We start from the raw sequence: 16,737 nt of genomic DNA on the forward strand, positions 1-16,737 counted from the left end.
TCGGATAAATTGTTGTAATTTAATTGTTTTTACTACGTTTTCATAAATCAAAAATCTTGGCTTGTATCTTTCAAATCTCAATATTTCTTTTACTCACACTGGACTTAAGAAATTTCAATCATTTCTCCAAGTGTGAACGAATAGATCCAAGCTGTAATTTTCATTCCTGGTCGAATTTGTTCCATTGCCTTACGATACGTTTCAAGCTGAGAACGATATTTGCGCACTAAGCTTGTCGCATCAAAAGCATTGTCGGATTTAAAATCGACAATTACGATTTCGTTTTCCAAAAAGACGACTAAGTCCATAAATCCATGAACATATGCCTCTTCTTCTTTTGTGCAATAAGGGCACTCAAATTCATGCGGATAGTTCATCCATTTTTGATAGTGTGCTTCTTGGTTCAATTGCATAATTTGATTTTTGCCTTGCTGATCCAGGGTTTGATTGGCCTTTTTTAAGTAGGATTCAATTTCCTCTTGTTGATATGGATATGGAATCGAACCTACAATTTCATGAATGAGCGTTCCACGATTTCGTGCTTCTAAAGATCCCGGTTGCGCAAGAGTTTGGACTTGTTTCCAAGAAGAACGCTTCTTAGACGCACTAGCCGTTTGAGAACGAATAATATGGGTTGGATATTCGTAATGTGAAATTCGAATTCGTTGTTGTTTCGATAAAACCGAACGATCTGGTCTTGTATACAGCTCTTCTACTTTTTCAAATACCACTTCTTGGCAGGGGTGCGTATGGAACGCATGGAAGAACCAGCTCGTAAATCCTTTATTGGCTGCGATCGCATATTGATTTAATGGTCCATCATAGAGATTTTCTTGTTTCAAACTATCCACAAATACAAGTTCTTGTTCAGCTCGTGTACAAGCAACATACAACAAGCGCATTTTTTCTTGGATATCTTCCATGAACCGTTTTTGTTCAAAGGCTAGAGAAGATGCACTTTTCAATTTCAAATGGCGATGCAAATCGAGGCCTTCTAGGCTAACGCCTAAATCGGCATCGATGTGAATCGGCATCCCCGCTTCCATGTCTCGTGTATTTTGATCACTGAGAATATAGACCAATTTATATTGCAAGCCTTTCGAAGCATGAATGGTGGAGATACGCACGGCATCTTCTTCTTTACCAAACGACATTGCCTCACTCGTTTTATCGAGTTTTTCCTCTAGATTCGCCGAGTCTAAAAAGCCATCTAAATCGAGAAGGGATTGCGCTTCAACTGCTTTTTGCAACAACAAATCGAGGTTCGTCTGATCTTGGGCTGTTGTTTTCGTATCATAGAACTGGTTGTAGGCATAAAGACGAATCACAATTTCAGCTAAAGGCAAATTACGATATTTTTGAATATCGCGAACGAGCTTCAACATTTGATAGCCTTGTGGCTGATTATGTAAGGTCTGATAGAGAGATTGTCCTTCTTGTCTATTTTGAAGTAAAGGTAATAAGTCGTTTTGATCTAAACCGGTTAAAGGCGAACAGAGTGCTGCCATCAAGGCGATATCGTTTCGTGGATCTTGTATCACCCGCATTGCTGACAAAATAATCTGAATTGCTTTATTGGTATAGAAACCTTTGCGCATATGGTGAATCGAACGAATTCCCCAACTATCTAACGCTTGTTTCAATTCTTCATGTGGTGTAGAAGATCGTGTTAAAATCGCAATATCACGATATGTATACTCTTTATTAGCAACTTTTTGTTCAATATCATGGGCAATCAAATCATAGCGATGCACGCGGTGAATCGCTTTTTTACTTTTCGCTGGTTTTTCTTGTTCTGCTTCTTCTTGATCTTCACTTGGGGCATCATATTCCGTAAATAAGAAACGAATCGGATGTTGAACAGATTCATATTGTCCCGAACTTCCTGGTTTGGCGACATCAATCGCACCAAATTGCGATGGCATGCCTTCAATATTCATCAATTGTTCAAAAAAGCGATTCACAAAGGAAATCAACATCGCACTTGAGCGGTAGTTTTCCTGCATCGCAATCACTTCATCATGCTTTCCAACGTGTTCTAAATGATGTTTCATCAATTCTGGACGAGCTTGGCGGAAACGATAAATCGATTGTTTAATATCGCCTACCCTAAACACGTTATTTTCTCTCGCAATCGCTTGAATGATCGCTTCTTGTAAGTCATTTGTATCTTGATATTCATCAATCAAAATAACTTGGTAACGATCGCGTAATGCATTTGCGGCTTCTTCATGTTGCAAGATTTTCCACGCATATTGTTCCATATCGGAGAAATCGATAAAGCCCGCTTCTTTTTTCTGAGCCATGAACTCTTCTTGCACATCAATAGCCAATTCACAAAACGTTGCTAATAACTCCGCTGTGTCTTGAGCAATCTTTTCAAAATCTTCGATCGTATATAAAACTTCCGCAATTTTCTTTTCAAATTTTCGCGAATCCGCCTGCACTTCTTTAAAGGAAACTTTATTAATCGTCGGAGTGAATTTGCCAGAGGTTTCAATATATTCAATAAATCGATGATAGAACACCAAATAATTATTTTGATTCAAAGCTTCTAAACAGCCACGCAATTTCGTGATTTTCCCCGAAAAAATTGCCAGGAATTCTTCTTGTTTTTTAGCTTGTTTAAATTCCATTTCTGCGACTTGTTCTTCAACTTCTTCAAAAATATCGATCAAAGCTTGAATCCGGATCGCAAACCAATCTAAAAACTCTTTCGTCACGACCGCTTTAGGTTTGGCGTTTTCTTGAATCCACGCCTTCCAATCCGCTTTTGATCGGGCAATCTCTAAAAACTTCAACAAAATCTCTTGGAGATCTTTTTCGGTTTTCGAATATGTTTCTAAATAAAATTCCATATTGGCCCGCTTGAGCGGATCAAGACGTTCCATCCCTTTACGACAAGCGATTTCTAAAGCTTGTTGATCAGCCAATCCATTATCAACATGGGTCGCCATCGAATAACTCAATCCGGCCAAGTAATATTCTTTTTGAACAACATCCAAACAAAAGGAGTGGATTGTTGAAATCGACGCCGTTTCAAGCTGACTAATTTGTTGGTCAATCCAGGGGTCACGATCCATTTCCAAAAGACGTTGCTTTAAACGCACTTTCATTTCACGCGCTGCATCTTCGGTAAATGTCATCGCTAAAATAGATTGAATTGGAACACGATCATCAATCACAAAACGACACAATCGTTCAACGAGCACGGCCGTTTTCCCCGCCCCCGCTGAGGCACTAACTAATAAGTTTTTGTTTCGGCTATCGATGACAGCTTGTTGTGTACTAGAAAAATTAATTTTCTTTGTGGACTTTTCTTCAGGAAGAGCAGGTTTTTTCATGTCTTGATCGACAAGATCAAATTGATCGAGTTGGTTTTCCATATTATTCCCCTCTTTCTATTGCAGCATTACGACAAATGGCCCGATATGCGCATGTCGTGCAGGCTGTACTTTTGTGGTAAGGCATAAATTCATTTTCTTTCATCGCTTGCGCATACCCTTGTGCTTGGTTTAATAATTGTTCTTCGCGCTTTTGATAGGTCGGCACTTTTTTCGTGAGTGCTTGCATCAACGGTTGTTGGCTTGGTTCAAAATTTTGCGCAACAATCGCTTGTTTTAAATAATCAACTTGGGCACTGGCGGCACCTTGTTCATACGTGATGGCAACGGCATTGGCTTGTGCTCCTCTGCCATAAGAAATGGAAAAAGCTGCACTACTTTGCGCTTTCGGTTGTAAAGATAAATCTAATGTGCCGCTTGGTCCTTCAAAACCATTTTGTTCTGGGGCATATAAATTAAAAATCGCATGTCGTGAATTCGCATTAGCGAGGGATCCTTCAATTTGAAATGGGATTCCTTGTAATGTTTCTTCAATATCGAGCTGATATTCGCCTGGCACTAAAATATAAGGAATCTCTTTGCCAATCGTTTGAATGTTTTGTAATACCCAGATGAGTTGTTTTTCTGTCTTGATGGCCAGGGCATCGAGTTCCGCTTTTCGCTGTAAGAAGATCTTTCTTGCAAATTGGAATTGTTGTTCGACAAATGCACGTACTTCTGTTGGTGTCACTTCTTGATACGGTTTACCGATTTGTTGGCAATATTGAATCAACGTTGGAATGATTTGTGCTCGTAAGTGAAGAACATCTTTTCGAACAGTTGGCTTTTTCAACTGCAAACCATATTGCAACATGTTTTGTAAAGGACAATCTTCATAGGCTTTTAATTGTCTAGAATGAGTTCGCACTTTTTGATTCTCTTTTTCGAAGAACACCTGACTTTGCATATTTTTGATTTGAAAGCTTGGTCGTAAATTGATTGAACTTTGTGCTGAGTTTTTAAACTTAGGCAAAGCTTCTAGCCATAACGTCAGTTCGTGCGAGTGTTCAATACTTTTCCCTTCATAGTCCGTTTGCGCCATTAAGAAATAAACACTTTCTGGTTGCATCAATACGGATTTGAGCGTTTCTAAATGTTCACTCATTCGCACATCTAATGTCGGAAAATCGAGTTTTGCGACATATTCTTCATCAAATACTCCCGATCTTGCGACATTTGTTGGAAAGTTTGACGCATCAGCTCCTAAATAAAAGACATTATCGAATAAGTTACAAACTAAATCTCGACCACCAATTAAAACACCTTTCCATTCCGGTAATGCAGAAGAAGGGTGAAGGGCATCTAATGAACGAATAAAAATTTCTAAGTCTTCTGGTTGATGAACATATTGTTTAATTTGGTTCCAACCATCTAAAACTCCTGAATAAATACGGACATCATCTTCACTTGGTTCCGGTGTTTGGTCCATGATCATCGCCCCAATTTTCCCCATAGATTTTAATGTCCAAGAGCGAATTTCTTTTAATTTGCCAAGCCATGGGCTCACGGCCATTTCTAGGCTCACTAAATCATCAAAATCCGTTTGAGAAATCAGCGGATTTTCTTGATAAGGCATATCTTTTAAAGCAATTGGCTGATCGCCAAACAAATCCAAATAGCGTCTTAAGTCATATCCGGTGGTTGGAAACATCACTTTTAATACATTCATTAAATTAGCTTGGTTTGGATCAGCTAAATAATGTAACGCCGCTCGCCATTGATTGAGAATTTTCGAATCTGTTTCTTCATGAACGAATGTATAAGGAATTCGTCTCGATTCTAGAGCTTGGGCCAAGGCATATTTTTGTTGATCATCCGCAAGCGCAATCAATGTGTTTTCCGCTTTAAGTTGGTTTTTTACGAGTGCGTCAGCACAAACTTCTTTTTCTTTATGGGGATTGGACGTTGCCCAATAGTAAAAGCGCTGATGTTTTTGCGTATCGATGAGTTTTGCTCCTTGTTTTTCTAACATCGAAACCCAATAAGCTTGAAGCGGATTGAACTCCGTTTTTAAAATGCGCAAAGCTGTTGCATCGGGATAAACGGTTGTTTTTGCTTCTTCAACCCAAAGTTCAATCGGCATCAACTTTTCGATTACTTCATATAGATCTTGATCCCGTTTTGTTTCTTGTGGAAATTGTTGAATGTCATACAGCTTGGCATACGTCATGAATTCATTGCAATCTTTCAAAAAATCGTAATCACTTCGCGAAGAGTAAAACGTATTCGTTTGACTTAGTGTACTTAACGCTTGGCGATAAGAATATAAAATTGCTGCTGTGGAAGGTCTTGTTTGCTTTAAATTGCGGCTAATGTATGCCTCCAAAGACAAAACTGATACATTCAAACAACTGCCTTTTTGCGCAATGATTTCTTCATAAATCCGTAGATGAAGAGGGCTTGGGGCAATAATAATTGTGTTTTCTTCAATTCGCATAACAATCTTCCTTTCGCGATCTTATTTCATCGCTTTTCCATTTTTTCCGTTTGAATTGACCAGAAAGAGCTGATCATCCTCTGTATGCTTAACTCATTCCGTTTCCAATCGAAATCACAATAAAATCCTTTTTGTTTAAGTGCATTTTTTGTATTTCTCATGTAGTCTTAGACTTGAGCAAACAAATCCTCATTTCAATCCATTCCTTGAAATGAACACAAAATTTTAACTCACTCATTGATCATGGAGATCATCCTCTTTTAGATCGGACGCTCAATCTGTTGAAGGGTTAGAAAGGACTTAACATGTCAAAAGTTAAAAACATTCTTCTTTTGCTCCTTGGCAACTTGATTCTTGCTTGTGGAACATCTTTTTTTATTTTACCGAATAATATTCTTTCTGGGGGAGTCACCGCAATTTCCATTATTCTCGACTCCTTATTGGGCATCAACCGCGTTTTTACGATTTATGCACTCAACATCGTTCTCTTTATCCTAGGCGCTGTTTGTTTAGGAAAAGCATTTGCGGCAAAAGCTTTAATGTCCACGATTCTTTATCCAACATTCATCGCTTTACTGTCTCCTTTTTATGATCCGGAATTCTGCGCCGTCGATCCGATTTTAGCCGCTATATTTGCCGGGGTGATTATGGGGACTGGTCTTGGTTTAGTCTTCCGAGCAAATGGCAGTTCGGGAGGAATGGACATTCCTGCCTTAATCCTGCATAAATATCTACATATTCCACAAGGCAATGCCGTGTTCGTTATTGATTTTCTTACGGTATCTGCTGGTTTGATGGTCTTTGGCTTAAACTCTCTATTGACCGGTATTTTAACTATTTTCACCACTTCCAATGTGATTAATATGGTATTAACGTTCGGTGGTGAAAATGCCCAAAACGTCATGATCATTTCAAACAAATGGGAAACAATCCGCGACTATCTTTTAAAAGATCTCGCTCGTGGTGTCACCATTTTAGAAGGTACTGGTGCTTACTCCAATGAACATCGTCCTGTTTTAATGTGTGTTGTTAAAACTCGTGAATATGCAAAATTCCAACGTGAAATTGGCACGATTGACCCAGAAGCATTTATTATCGTTAACTCCGTCCATGAAGTTCGCGGAATGGGCTTCTCTTATGCGGTCCCTAATGGAGAAAACAAATAATGCAAATTAAGGAAATCATCGTGGTCGAAGGGCATAATGATACCCAAACCCTCAAACGTTATTTCGATTGTGAGACAATCGAAACCGGTGGCGATCACGTATCCAAAGAAACTCTCGATCGCATCGCCCATGCAGCAAACACTCGTGGCGTCATTGTGTTTACCGATCCAGATAAAGCAGGCAAACACATTCGTAGTGTCATTGAGCGCCACATTCCTCATGTTAAGCATGCCTATATTGATCCAAGCGTTGCCCACACCCCTAAAAAAGTAGGCGTTGAACATGCTAAAAAAGCAGATCTAGAAGAAAGTCTGTCTCATTTAGTCACTTATCGTGAGGCACAAGATAGTATTTCTTGGTCTGAATTTATCGATTTAGGCCTAATTGGGGATGCCCCTTTACGCAAAAAAGTGTGTGACACTTTTCATATTGGCCATTGCAATGCCAAATCTTGTTTTAAACGCCTTAACCAACTCGGGATTACCTACACACAAATCAAGGAGATTTTATGATAGATCAACCGATTGCAACAAAAAAAAGAACTCGCGAAATCCAAGACAAATGGAACGCTTCGACCAAGAAAAGTTTTGGTCAAAACTTTATTGTCGAACCTGGTGTCGTCGATAAAATTGCCAAGTCCGCTATTTTAAGTGAAGAGGGCGTCGTCATCGAAATTGGTCCTGGGATTGGTGCATTAACCCAATTTCTATGTGAATATGGCAAACAAGTCATCGCATTTGAAATCGATCCTCGTTTTCCAAAAATCTTAGAAACAGAGATCAACAGCGATCATCTGCAAATTATTCAGCAAGACTTTTTAGAAGTTGATGTCAATGCACTATTAGAGCCTTTTGCCAAAAGCAATACTCCTGTTTATTTTGCATCCAACTTGCCTTACTACATCACTACACCGATTTTATTTAAACTTTTTGAAGCGACCCAACCCATTGCAGCAATCACAGTTATGATGCAAAAAGAAGTTGCTGATCGTTTCATGGCAAAAGTCGGCAGCAAAGAGTACAACGCGCTTTCTGTTATTACTCAATATCGTTGTGATCTAAAACGCATCATGGATGTCAATCGCAACGTTTTTTGGCCAAGTCCAAATGTCGGCAGCACTGTTTTACAATTCACATTTAAAACAGATAAGCCAGCGATTGATGAAGCGAAGTTTGTCGCTTTAGTGAAAGCTTGTTTTGTCCAACGCCGTAAAACGATTCTTAACAATCTTCAAACTTGGCTAGCGGACAAACAAAAAGCATCACAATTATTAGAGCGAGCTGGCATGGAGCCATCTTTAAGAGCCCAACAGCTTGGTGTCGATGATTTTATCCATTTATACAACTGTCTGATTGAACTCGAACAAGCAGACCACTAATCTTGATCCTGTCTGTTTAACTTCTTGTTTTAAATAGTCAGTTCCAGAAAGGTTTTAAATTTTATGAAAGTAAAAGCATATGGAAAAGTGAACCTTGCGCTTGCCGTTGGTGGAGTGCGCGAGGATCGCAAACACGATATGAATATGATTAATGGGCGTGTCAATTGTTTTGACGAGCTTGATATTCAACCAATTGATCGCGATGTCGATGAAATCGAATGCCCTGGTTTTCATATTCCACCCCAAAACACATTAACGAAAACACTTGATCTGTTACGTCAACACGGTCTAAAACACCATTACCATATCCATTTAGTCAAAAACATTCCTAGCCAAGCCGGACTTGGTGGGGGAAGCGCCGATGCCGCTGCATTGATTTTGGCTTTAAACGAAAGCGAACAACTCCATCTTTCTTTAGCACAGATGGAAGAAATCGGTTTTCAAATTGGCGCAGATGTTCCTTGTTGTTTACATGATGGCTTTACACATGTAACCGGTGCTGGAGAACACGTTGAAGAACTCCATGTCGATTGGAAAATTCCGGTTTTACTTGTTCAAGGTGTCAAAGGCATTTCCACAGCGCAAGCATTTGCCGATTTTGATGAGCGCGAACCTCGCGATCTTGATGTCGATATCGTCCAAGATGCGATCCGCAAACACGATATTGGTCTTCTTTTCCAAACAATGGTCAACGCCTTTGAACCGCAAGCTTTTGAACAACTCATCGAATTGCAAGAACTCAAAGAAGCGATGCAAGATGCCGGCTTAGTTCGTGTCGTTATGACTGGTTCTGGCTCTTGTTTGATGGGATTTAGTGTCGATGAAGAAGTTTTAGATGAAGCCTATGATCAACTTCGCAAACATTATCCATTTGTCTTCAAAGGAGTGATTGGCTCATGTTCTCGATGACTTGGATGATCTATATCATCGTCTTTTTAGGCTTTTTTGCCTGTGCAATGTACGCTTTAACGTGTGTGGATTTTTCAAAATTTTGTAAAATCCACAACATGCAAAAAGTTTATCTTTTGATGTTTTTACTCGCCTTTGCTTTAGCATGGATGGCTACAGAAGCGATCTTGACGCTCACAATTCGCCAAGGCTTACCATTTTAATCGTTACATTTTGATCAATAGAAAGGATTTATTATGTTTGAAAGTAGTTATTTAATTGATCCCGGTGCTCATACCACCCGTTTATACGATCCCAAAACAAAACAAATCCTTTCCGTTCGCTCTTGTCGTCTAGCCAAACAACCGCAAGTCATTGGTCAAGATGCCCTTGCCGCAGCATGGGATAAAGGGGATCATCTCGTTTATCCTTTTGATCAAGAAAAGATCATTGCCAATCCAACCACGATCGTAAAAAGCTTATTTAGCCAAGCTCCCCCTGATCGCTATTTACTTGTCCCGGGGGCAAGAGTTCTTTCGTTTCAAACACCTGATCTTTCTTTACAAGAAGAGTGGAAACAATACTTAAAATGTGCCAATCTCGTCAAAGTCAAAATGATTCCGGCTTATCAACCGGTCGACTATGCGCCATTTTTCCATATTCATGCTGGAGCGAGTCTTGTTCACTTTGTGATGGGCAATGGCAATAAAGTTTTAGACTATCAAGCTTTAGATTTAGCAGGTCATCAAATGGATAATGCGATCTCCAAAGAAATTACTCGCGTATTTCAAGTTCTCATTTCTAATGAAGATGCTTGTGCGCTTAAAGAAGCTGTCAGCCATGCCTTAAGTCAAAATCGAAATCCGATTTTGAGTGTCGTGGGATTAAATCGTCATAACGAATATGTTCAAATCCAATTCCGCGCTGCTGATTTATGGGGCTGTATGGAGCCCATTCTTTTAGAGATTGCTCATCAAGCGGCAACATTTGTTTGTCAAAAAGGACCAGAATTAATGGAACAAGTGCTAGCTGCACCAATCCTTCTTTCAGGGGGATTTGGTCAATGCTATAACTTTGTGGCTTTATTAGAACGTGCTTTACATACCCACGTTCAATTATGTGAAGATCCAGAAAACTGGGTCATCAACCATCTCGTCCAATCCAACCTCGTTTTCTAAAGGTTGGCCTCTAACAAGAGGCATTATTATCCAAACATGCTTTGTGACATTATTCATGTCTGTTTATTTTTTACAAATCTAAGGCAGTAACTGAAGTGAGTATTTTCTTGCTGATGTTTCTGCCTTTTTTCTATTCCAATTTCAATCGCTCTTGTTTGATTGTGCTATTTTTTCTTAAAATCGATACATTTGACCATTAATGCGACATTTTGTTGGAATTCTAAAAAAAAACAAAAGACAATATCAAATAAAGGAAGACAATACAGAAATGATGACGGATAAATTTTCTTTTTTGAACACTGAACAACAAACTCAAATTGAGAATCAAGACAACATCTTTTTGCGTGCTCATTTAAACGAACTTCTTCAAAAAACGACATCTTGTTTGGATCATCCAACTGTCTTAGCCGCCGTTTCCGGTGGCCCAGATTCAATGGCCTTGCTTTATTATTTAGAAGAAATTCAGATTGATTATGTAATTGCCCATGTCAATTACCATCATCGACCCACTGCTTCACGAGATGAAGACATCGTCCGCCAATTTGCTGGTGAACATCAAAGAGATCTTTGGATTCTTCATCCCACTTTTGAACAAGGCAACTTTCAAGCTTGGGCTCGCAAAGTCCGTTATGACTTTTTTGTCCAGCTTGCAAATAGCTATTCTTTACAAGCGATCGTCTTAGGACATCATTTGGATGATCATCTCGAAACGTGGATGATGCAAAAAAAGCGCGGATCCTTTCCTCAAACTTACGGCTTGCAAGAAATCAGCACCTATCAAGATGTATTGTTGTTGCGACCATTTTTAAACCTACAAAAACATGAACTTCAAGATTGGTGTACAAATCATCACGTTCGCTTTGGTATTGATGAAAGTAATTTAGAAAATGACTATTTGCGCAATCAAATTCGTCATACATGTATCGAGCCAGCAAATTTTCCACAAAAAATGCACTGGCTTAAAGAACTCGAAGCCGATCAACACCAACTCGAACAAATACGAAATCATACCCAACAATTAATCGCCCAAAATGATGCGCAAAAGATTTTGTCTGATCCCTGGGGCTGGCTCGTTTTAGAAACACGATTATTCAATCAAACAAAGCGTCATCACTCCAAAAAGGCAATGCTGGATCTTGTCCAAAAGCTCAAAAGCGATCCTTATCAAGAGATTGATTCCTATGCGATTCAAATCATCGACCAAAAAATCGAAATTCTTCCAACAAGCTGGGTCCCCTTTTATGTCGATAATCTTGAGCAACTACAAAGTTTATGCAAAAGTCATTATCGCTATGCATATTTTGAACTTTCGACAACAGGAAAACGGATCCAAGGTTTTCATGTCGAAGACACGGATTTTCCATGCATCATTCGTCAAAGTCATGCCCATGATGCGCTAGAACAGCGCTTTGGTACTAAAAAAATTAACCGCCTTTACATCGATCGTAAGATCCCACGCGCCAAGCGAATGATGTATCCCGTCATTATTGGTCAAAACGGGCTATTTTTCGCGAGTTTAGCGGGCTGTAATCCAAATCATTTTATGGAAAGTCAAGCCTTATATATGTTAGAATTATCGGTATAATTAATAGAATTTTTTTATATAAGAGGGATATTATGGCAAAAATTATTAGTGAAGATATCGATCACGTTTTATTTACTGAAGAACAAATCGAAGCAAGATGTAAAGAACTTGCTCAACAAATTGAAAAAGACTATGAAGAACGTCATATCCAACCCCTAGTTGTTGGTTTATTAAAAGGAAGCATTCCTTTCATGGCGGAATTAATCAAATATTTCAAACATCCTATCGAAATCGACTTTATTTCTGTTTCTTCTTACCAAGGAACTGAATCTTCTGGGGATGTTCGCATCAACAAAGACCTCGACTTATCTAGCCGAGATAAAAATGTATTGATCGTTGAAGACATCGTTGACACTGGTCGTACATTAAAAGAAGTAAAACAACTTTTCTACAACAAAGGTGCTCACGACGTAAAAGTTGTTGCTCTATTAGATAAACCAGATCGTCGTTTAGTTGATATTCAAGCTGATTTCATTGGGTTCACAATTCCTGATGAATTCGTCGTTGGATATGGATTAGACTATAACCAGTGTTATCGCAACTTGCCATACATTGGTGTCCTCAAAAACGAAATCTACAATTCGTAATTTTCGTTAAAAAATTAGTTTTAGAAAGGTATTTAGATGAAAAAATGGCTGAACTATCTGCCGACTCTGTTCATCATCATTATCCTTGCCTCCTTATTGCTTTTCTCTACTCAAGGATCAGTAAGAAGACTCAATTACACGGATTTTCAGAAGGTTGCACAGCAGGCAGATTTTAAAGAGTCCTCATTAAGCATCTCGACAACTATCATCAAAGCCGAAGGAACTTATGAGCTAAATGGTAAAAAACAAAGCTATAGCGTCATTATTCCAAACACGGAAGAAAACATGGTGTGGCTGACTGATGTTTTAGAGGAAGACGGTGGATCAATTTCCATTACCGACCCATCCACAGGAAATCTTTGGATGACGATTCTCGGACAAATTGTCCCATTACTTTTAATTGGATTCTTATTCTATTTCTTGCTTTCGAAAATGAGTGGTGGCGGATCTGCCAACAAAGCATTCGAATTCTCGAAATCGAAAGCTCGCATGGAAAGCGATGTAAAAGTTCGTTTTAAAGACGTCGCTGGCTGTGAAGAAGAAAAAGATGAAGTTAAAGAAATTATTGACTACTTAAAAACGCCTCAAAAATTCACTCAGATGGGCGCTCATATTCCAAAAGGATTATTGATGGTTGGCCCTCCTGGTACAGGTAAAACGTTATTGGCAAAAGCGGTTGCGGGAGAAGCTAACGTTCCATTCTTCTCCATTTCCGGTTCTGACTTCGTTGAAATGTTCGTTGGTACTGGAGCAAGCCGTGTTCGCGACATGTTTAAAACGGCCCAAAAAAATGCGCCATGTATTTTATTTATCGATGAAATCGATGCCGTTGGTCGTCAACGTGGTGCCGGTATGGGCGGCGGAAACGATGAACGTGAACAAACTTTAAACCAATTATTAGTTGAAATGGATGGTATGGGGGATAACACGGGTATCGTTGTTATCGCTGCAACAAACCGTCCTGATGTATTAGACCCTGCTTTACGTCGTTCTGGTCGTTTTGACCGCAACATCACCGTTTCTTTACCTGATGTTAAAGGCCGTGAAGAAATTCTTAAAGTTCATGCGCGCAACAAACCACTTGCGCCAACAATCTCTCTAGAAAACCTCGCAAAACGTACTCCTGGTTTTTCTGGTGCTGACTTAGCTAACGTGTTAAACGAAGGGGCAATCTTAGCCGTTCGTAATAAGCAGTCTAAAATCACTCAAGAAGATTTAGATGAAGCGATTGACCGCGTTATGATGGGTCCAGCAAAAAAATCGAAAAAATACTCCGAAAAGGACAAATGGCTTGTTTCTTACCATGAAGCCGGACACGCTGTCATCGGCTTAATGTTAGACGATGCGAAAATCGTTCAAAAAGTTACCATCATCCCTCGTGGAGATGCAGGTGGTTATAACTTGATGACACCAAAAGAAGACCGTTACTTCCATCGTAAATCCGAACTGTTAGCAGAAATCACAGGATTACTAGGTGGACGTACAGCGGAAGAAATCGTCTTTGGCGAAATTTCTGCCGGTGCTATCAACGATATCGAACAGTTAACAAGCATCGCGAAAAACATGGTTCGCGTATATGGAATGTCCTCCCTTGGACCAATCCAATATGCTGATCCAAGTGGTAACGTCTTCTTAGGACGCGACTACAACAAAGGTTCTGATTACTCCGCTGGCGTTGCAACAGAAATTGATAAAGAAGTTCGCTCCATTGTCGATTCTTGCCACGATCAATGTAAACAGATTTTGACTGAACAACGCGCATTACTGGATTTAATCGCTTCTCAGTTATATGAACACGAAACATTGACGAACGAAGAAATCACTAACCTCAAAAACTTTGGACAATTAACAGATCCAAACATTTCGGAAGAACAACTCAATGATCAAAATGAGATGCCACCTCTTCCAATGCCAAATCAAGACGTTCCAGCGCCAACTGTAGACAATGAACCTCCTGTTCAAAACCCAACAGTTGATCATGAAACTATGGATGAAGCGTTAAACGAATTGACGAAAAAGTAATCGATATAAAAACCGCAGAATCTCTCTGCGGTTTTTCAATGGATAAATTGGGTAGGATCACTTTGGTTTGTGCTACATTCCGCTATAATAGTAGCGATTTGAATGCACAATCGCGCAAATCAAATTCAATTTCTACACGTATTTAACCTCTACAATATGAAATAGATAAGGAGAATCATATGGAAGATACATTAGTCAAAGCAATGGCGCTTGATGACCGCGTTCGTTTCTTTATTGTCCGCTCAACCGATCTCGTTCAAGACGCTGTCGATCGATTTGATTTATCCCCTGCTGCTGGCGATGCGCTTGGTCGTGTTTTATCCATCGCCTCCATCATGGGTAGCATGCTTAAAAGCCCAAAAGAAATGTTGACGATCAACATTTTAGGCAATGGTCCATTTGGATCCATCGTCGTTGACGCTTATGAAAGCGGCAATGTTCGTGGATTTGTGGCCAATGGACAATTAGAAGGCGAACAGGCAAATTGGCCTGTTAATGCTTTAATCGGTTTACCCGGAACACTCACGATCACAAAAGATTTGTCCATGGAAGAAAACTGGTCGGGAACTGTTGAACTTCAAACTGGTGAAATCGGGCAAGATTTTGCGTATTACTTCACACTCAGTGAACAAACTCCAACAGCAGTCAGTGTTGGTGTCAAAATTGATACCACTGGACAAGTTGAAGCTGCCGGTGCCCTTATTTTACAAATGATGCCGGATGCAACAGATACAGAAGTTTCCATTTGCGAACACGTCTTATCCGGTTTAAAACCAATGACGACTTTGATCGAACACTACGAAGATAGCTCACTCGAACAACTCGCTTATGATTTATTCGATGATACAAAAATTATGGACCATCGTTCGATCGCCTTTAAATGCACTTGCTCCAGAGAAAAAACCAAAAGTGTATTACATACCATTTCTGCCGATCAACTTCAAAAAATGATCGATGAAGATCATGGTGCCGATGTCAATTGTAATTTCTGTAATGAAACTTACCATTTTGACACGCAAGAACTCCAAGAAATTTTGGATCAAAACAAAAATAACAAAAAAGAAAGTGAACAAACAGAAACTCATGACGCTTAAGATTCGAGAAATAGAACTCCCTTCTCCAGTAGTCATTGCGCCTTTAGCAGGTGTTTCTACTCGTGCCTTTCGCCATATCGCCCGCCAATTTGGTGCGGGATTGGTCTGTAATGAAATGGTTTCTGATAAAGCGCTGTACTATGATTCCACACGGACAAGAAGAATGTTAAAAAGCGATCCAGAAGATCATCCTGTTTCATTTCAGCTTTTTGGTCATGATAAAGAATCCGTTTTACATGCCGCTAAAATATTAGATGAAGAAAGCGAATGCGATATTATCGACTTCAATATGGGTTGTCCGGTCAATAAAGTCATCAAGGCAAAAGCTGGCTCCTATTTGATGAAAGATATCGACTATGCCTACGATTTAATTTCTTCTTTAGTACAAAGTGTGTCCAAACCAGTTACCGTAAAAATGCGTCTGGGCTTTGATTCGCAATCCATCAATTGTGTTGAAATGGCACAAGCGATGGAAAAAGCAGGGGTCAGTGCGATCATTTTACATGCTCGAACACGTGCGCAAATGTACGAAGGAAAAGCGGATTGGAGCTGGATTAAAAAAGTAAAAGAAGCCGTCTCCATTCCTGTCATTGGCAATGGCGATATTGTCAGTGTTGAAGATATGGTCGCAATGATGGAACAAACAGGTTGTGATGGTGTGATGATTGGTCGCGGGATTATTGGAAATCCATTTTTAATCCAAGAATGTGTCGATTACTTTACTGGTGAACATCATACATTTGAACTTTCACAACGCTTTGAAGCTTGCAAAGAACATGCTCGCTTACTTTGCGAAGATTTAGACGAACGAAATGCCCTTTCACAAATGCGCGGTTTAGCAAGTTGGTATTTAAAGGGGTTGCCGAAAAGCCATGAATACAAAGATCGCCTCTCTAAAGTTCGCACTTATCAAGAACTCGTCGATATTTTAGATGAATATCAAGAGATCATTCGCGAATATCAAGCCACAAAGCCAGAATATAACAGTCCCAATCTTGCAGAAGATATTGAATAGATTG

At 39.5% G+C, this 16,737-nt stretch carries 13 protein-coding genes; 11 read left to right on the top strand and 2 right to left on the bottom strand.

The features are described from left to right. Positions 1 to 104: 104 nt before the first annotated feature. Both ALLST_RS0108855 and ALLST_RS0108860 read right to left on the bottom strand, forming a co-directional pair. Positions 105 to 3,386 carry a UvrD-helicase domain-containing protein gene (locus tag ALLST_RS0108855; protein ID WP_019893828.1) on the bottom strand — a complete coding sequence of 1,094 codons (3,282 nt, stop codon included), beginning with the start codon at positions 3,384 to 3,386 and terminating at the stop codon, positions 105 to 107. Between the two features lies 1 nt (position 3,387). Next, positions 3,388 to 5,820, bottom strand: coding sequence for a PD-(D/E)XK nuclease family protein (locus ALLST_RS0108860; protein WP_019893829.1), 2,433 nt, complete (start codon positions 5,818 to 5,820; stop codon positions 3,388 to 3,390). A 305-nt stretch (positions 5,821 to 6,125) separates the two neighbouring features. On the opposite strand from ALLST_RS0108860, the gene ALLST_RS0108870 reads away from it, so the two are divergent. The 11 genes from ALLST_RS0108870 to dusB all read left to right on the top strand — a co-directional run bounded on the left by ALLST_RS0108870 (position 6,126) and on the right by dusB (position 16,733). Beyond that, a complete protein-coding gene (locus ALLST_RS0108870; RefSeq protein ID WP_019893830.1) occupies positions 6,126 to 6,986 on the top strand; it encodes a YitT family protein in 861 nt (286 codons plus the stop codon). Then, positions 6,986 to 7,498 carry a ribonuclease M5 gene (rnmV, locus tag ALLST_RS0108875; RefSeq protein WP_019893831.1) on the top strand — a complete coding sequence of 171 codons (513 nt, stop codon included), beginning with the start codon at positions 6,986 to 6,988 and terminating at the stop codon, positions 7,496 to 7,498. The genes ALLST_RS0108870 and rnmV overlap by 1 nt, the downstream gene beginning before the upstream one ends. After that, entirely contained in the window at positions 7,495 to 8,364 is an 870-nt protein-coding gene (gene rsmA / locus ALLST_RS0108880; RefSeq protein ID WP_019893832.1) for a 16S rRNA (adenine(1518)-N(6)/adenine(1519)-N(6))-dimethyltransferase RsmA, read from the top strand. Before rnmV ends, rsmA begins: the two co-directional genes overlap by 4 nt. Before the next feature lie 63 nt (positions 8,365 to 8,427). Next, the gene (locus ALLST_RS0108885) at positions 8,428 to 9,273 is read left to right on the top strand and encodes a 4-(cytidine 5'-diphospho)-2-C-methyl-D-erythritol kinase (protein ID WP_019893833.1); all 846 of its coding nucleotides are present in this window, start codon (positions 8,428 to 8,430) and stop codon (positions 9,271 to 9,273) included. Beyond that, complete coding sequence (locus ALLST_RS0108890; protein ID WP_019893834.1) at positions 9,261 to 9,476, top strand: DUF1146 family protein; 216 nt, start codon at positions 9,261 to 9,263, stop codon at positions 9,474 to 9,476. The genes ALLST_RS0108885 and ALLST_RS0108890 overlap by 13 nt, the downstream gene beginning before the upstream one ends. Positions 9,477 to 9,509: 33 nt before the next feature. Next, positions 9,510 to 10,430 carry a rod shape-determining protein gene (locus ALLST_RS0108895; protein ID WP_019893836.1) on the top strand — a complete coding sequence of 307 codons (921 nt, stop codon included), beginning with the start codon at positions 9,510 to 9,512 and terminating at the stop codon, positions 10,428 to 10,430. A gap of 268 nt (positions 10,431 to 10,698) precedes the next feature. Further along, a complete protein-coding gene (gene tilS / locus ALLST_RS0108900; RefSeq protein ID WP_019893837.1) occupies positions 10,699 to 12,015 on the top strand; it encodes a tRNA lysidine(34) synthetase TilS in 1,317 nt (438 codons plus the stop codon). A 32-nt stretch (positions 12,016 to 12,047) separates the two neighbouring features. Continuing rightward, positions 12,048 to 12,602 carry a hypoxanthine phosphoribosyltransferase gene (gene hpt, locus ALLST_RS0108905; RefSeq protein WP_019893838.1) on the top strand — a complete coding sequence of 185 codons (555 nt, stop codon included), beginning with the start codon at positions 12,048 to 12,050 and terminating at the stop codon, positions 12,600 to 12,602. Positions 12,603 to 12,638: 36 nt separating this feature from the next. Then, the gene (gene ftsH, locus ALLST_RS0108910; protein ID WP_019893839.1) at positions 12,639 to 14,624 is read left to right on the top strand and encodes an ATP-dependent zinc metalloprotease FtsH; all 1,986 of its coding nucleotides are present in this window, start codon (positions 12,639 to 12,641) and stop codon (positions 14,622 to 14,624) included. Between the two features lie 179 nt (positions 14,625 to 14,803). After that, positions 14,804 to 15,718: an Hsp33 family molecular chaperone HslO gene (gene hslO / locus ALLST_RS10635; RefSeq protein WP_019893840.1), complete on the top strand. Its 915-nt coding sequence runs from the start codon at positions 14,804 to 14,806 to the stop codon at positions 15,716 to 15,718. After that, positions 15,708 to 16,733, top strand: coding sequence for a tRNA dihydrouridine synthase DusB (dusB, locus tag ALLST_RS0108920; RefSeq protein WP_019893841.1), 1,026 nt, complete (start codon positions 15,708 to 15,710; stop codon positions 16,731 to 16,733). Before hslO ends, dusB begins: the two co-directional genes overlap by 11 nt. The last annotated feature ends 4 nt before the right edge of the window (positions 16,734 to 16,737 follow it).

The sequence above is a fragment of the Allobaculum stercoricanis DSM 13633 genome (genome assembly GCF_000384195.1).
Classification (GTDB): domain Bacteria; phylum Bacillota_I; class Bacilli_A; order Erysipelotrichales; family Erysipelotrichaceae; genus Allobaculum; species Allobaculum stercoricanis.

Bases quoted from the DNA above. Each gene is read 5' to 3' on its own strand.
- ALLST_RS0108855 (WP_019893828.1), bottom strand. From the start codon at position 3,386: ATGGAAAACCAACTCGATCAATTTGATCTTGTCGATCAAGACATGAAA.
- ALLST_RS0108895 (WP_019893836.1), top strand. From the start codon at position 9,510: ATGTTTGAAAGTAGTTATTTAATTGATCCCGGTGCTCATACCACCCGT.
- ALLST_RS0108885 (WP_019893833.1), top strand. From the start codon at position 8,428: ATGAAAGTAAAAGCATATGGAAAAGTGAACCTTGCGCTTGCCGTTGGT.
- ALLST_RS0108870 (WP_019893830.1), top strand. From the start codon at position 6,126: ATGTCAAAAGTTAAAAACATTCTTCTTTTGCTCCTTGGCAACTTGATT.
- rsmA (WP_019893832.1), top strand. From the start codon at position 7,495: ATGATAGATCAACCGATTGCAACAAAAAAAAGAACTCGCGAAATCCAA.
- hslO (WP_019893840.1), top strand. From the start codon at position 14,804: ATGGAAGATACATTAGTCAAAGCAATGGCGCTTGATGACCGCGTTCGT.
- dusB (WP_019893841.1), top strand. From the start codon at position 15,708: ATGACGCTTAAGATTCGAGAAATAGAACTCCCTTCTCCAGTAGTCATT.
- ALLST_RS0108890 (WP_019893834.1), top strand. From the start codon at position 9,261: ATGTTCTCGATGACTTGGATGATCTATATCATCGTCTTTTTAGGCTTT.
- tilS (WP_019893837.1), top strand. From the start codon at position 10,699: ATGATGACGGATAAATTTTCTTTTTTGAACACTGAACAACAAACTCAA.
- ALLST_RS0108860 (WP_019893829.1), bottom strand. From the start codon at position 5,820: ATGCGAATTGAAGAAAACACAATTATTATTGCCCCAAGCCCTCTTCAT.
- ftsH (WP_019893839.1), top strand. From the start codon at position 12,639: ATGAAAAAATGGCTGAACTATCTGCCGACTCTGTTCATCATCATTATC.
- rnmV (WP_019893831.1), top strand. From the start codon at position 6,986: ATGCAAATTAAGGAAATCATCGTGGTCGAAGGGCATAATGATACCCAA.
- hpt (WP_019893838.1), top strand. From the start codon at position 12,048: ATGGCAAAAATTATTAGTGAAGATATCGATCACGTTTTATTTACTGAA.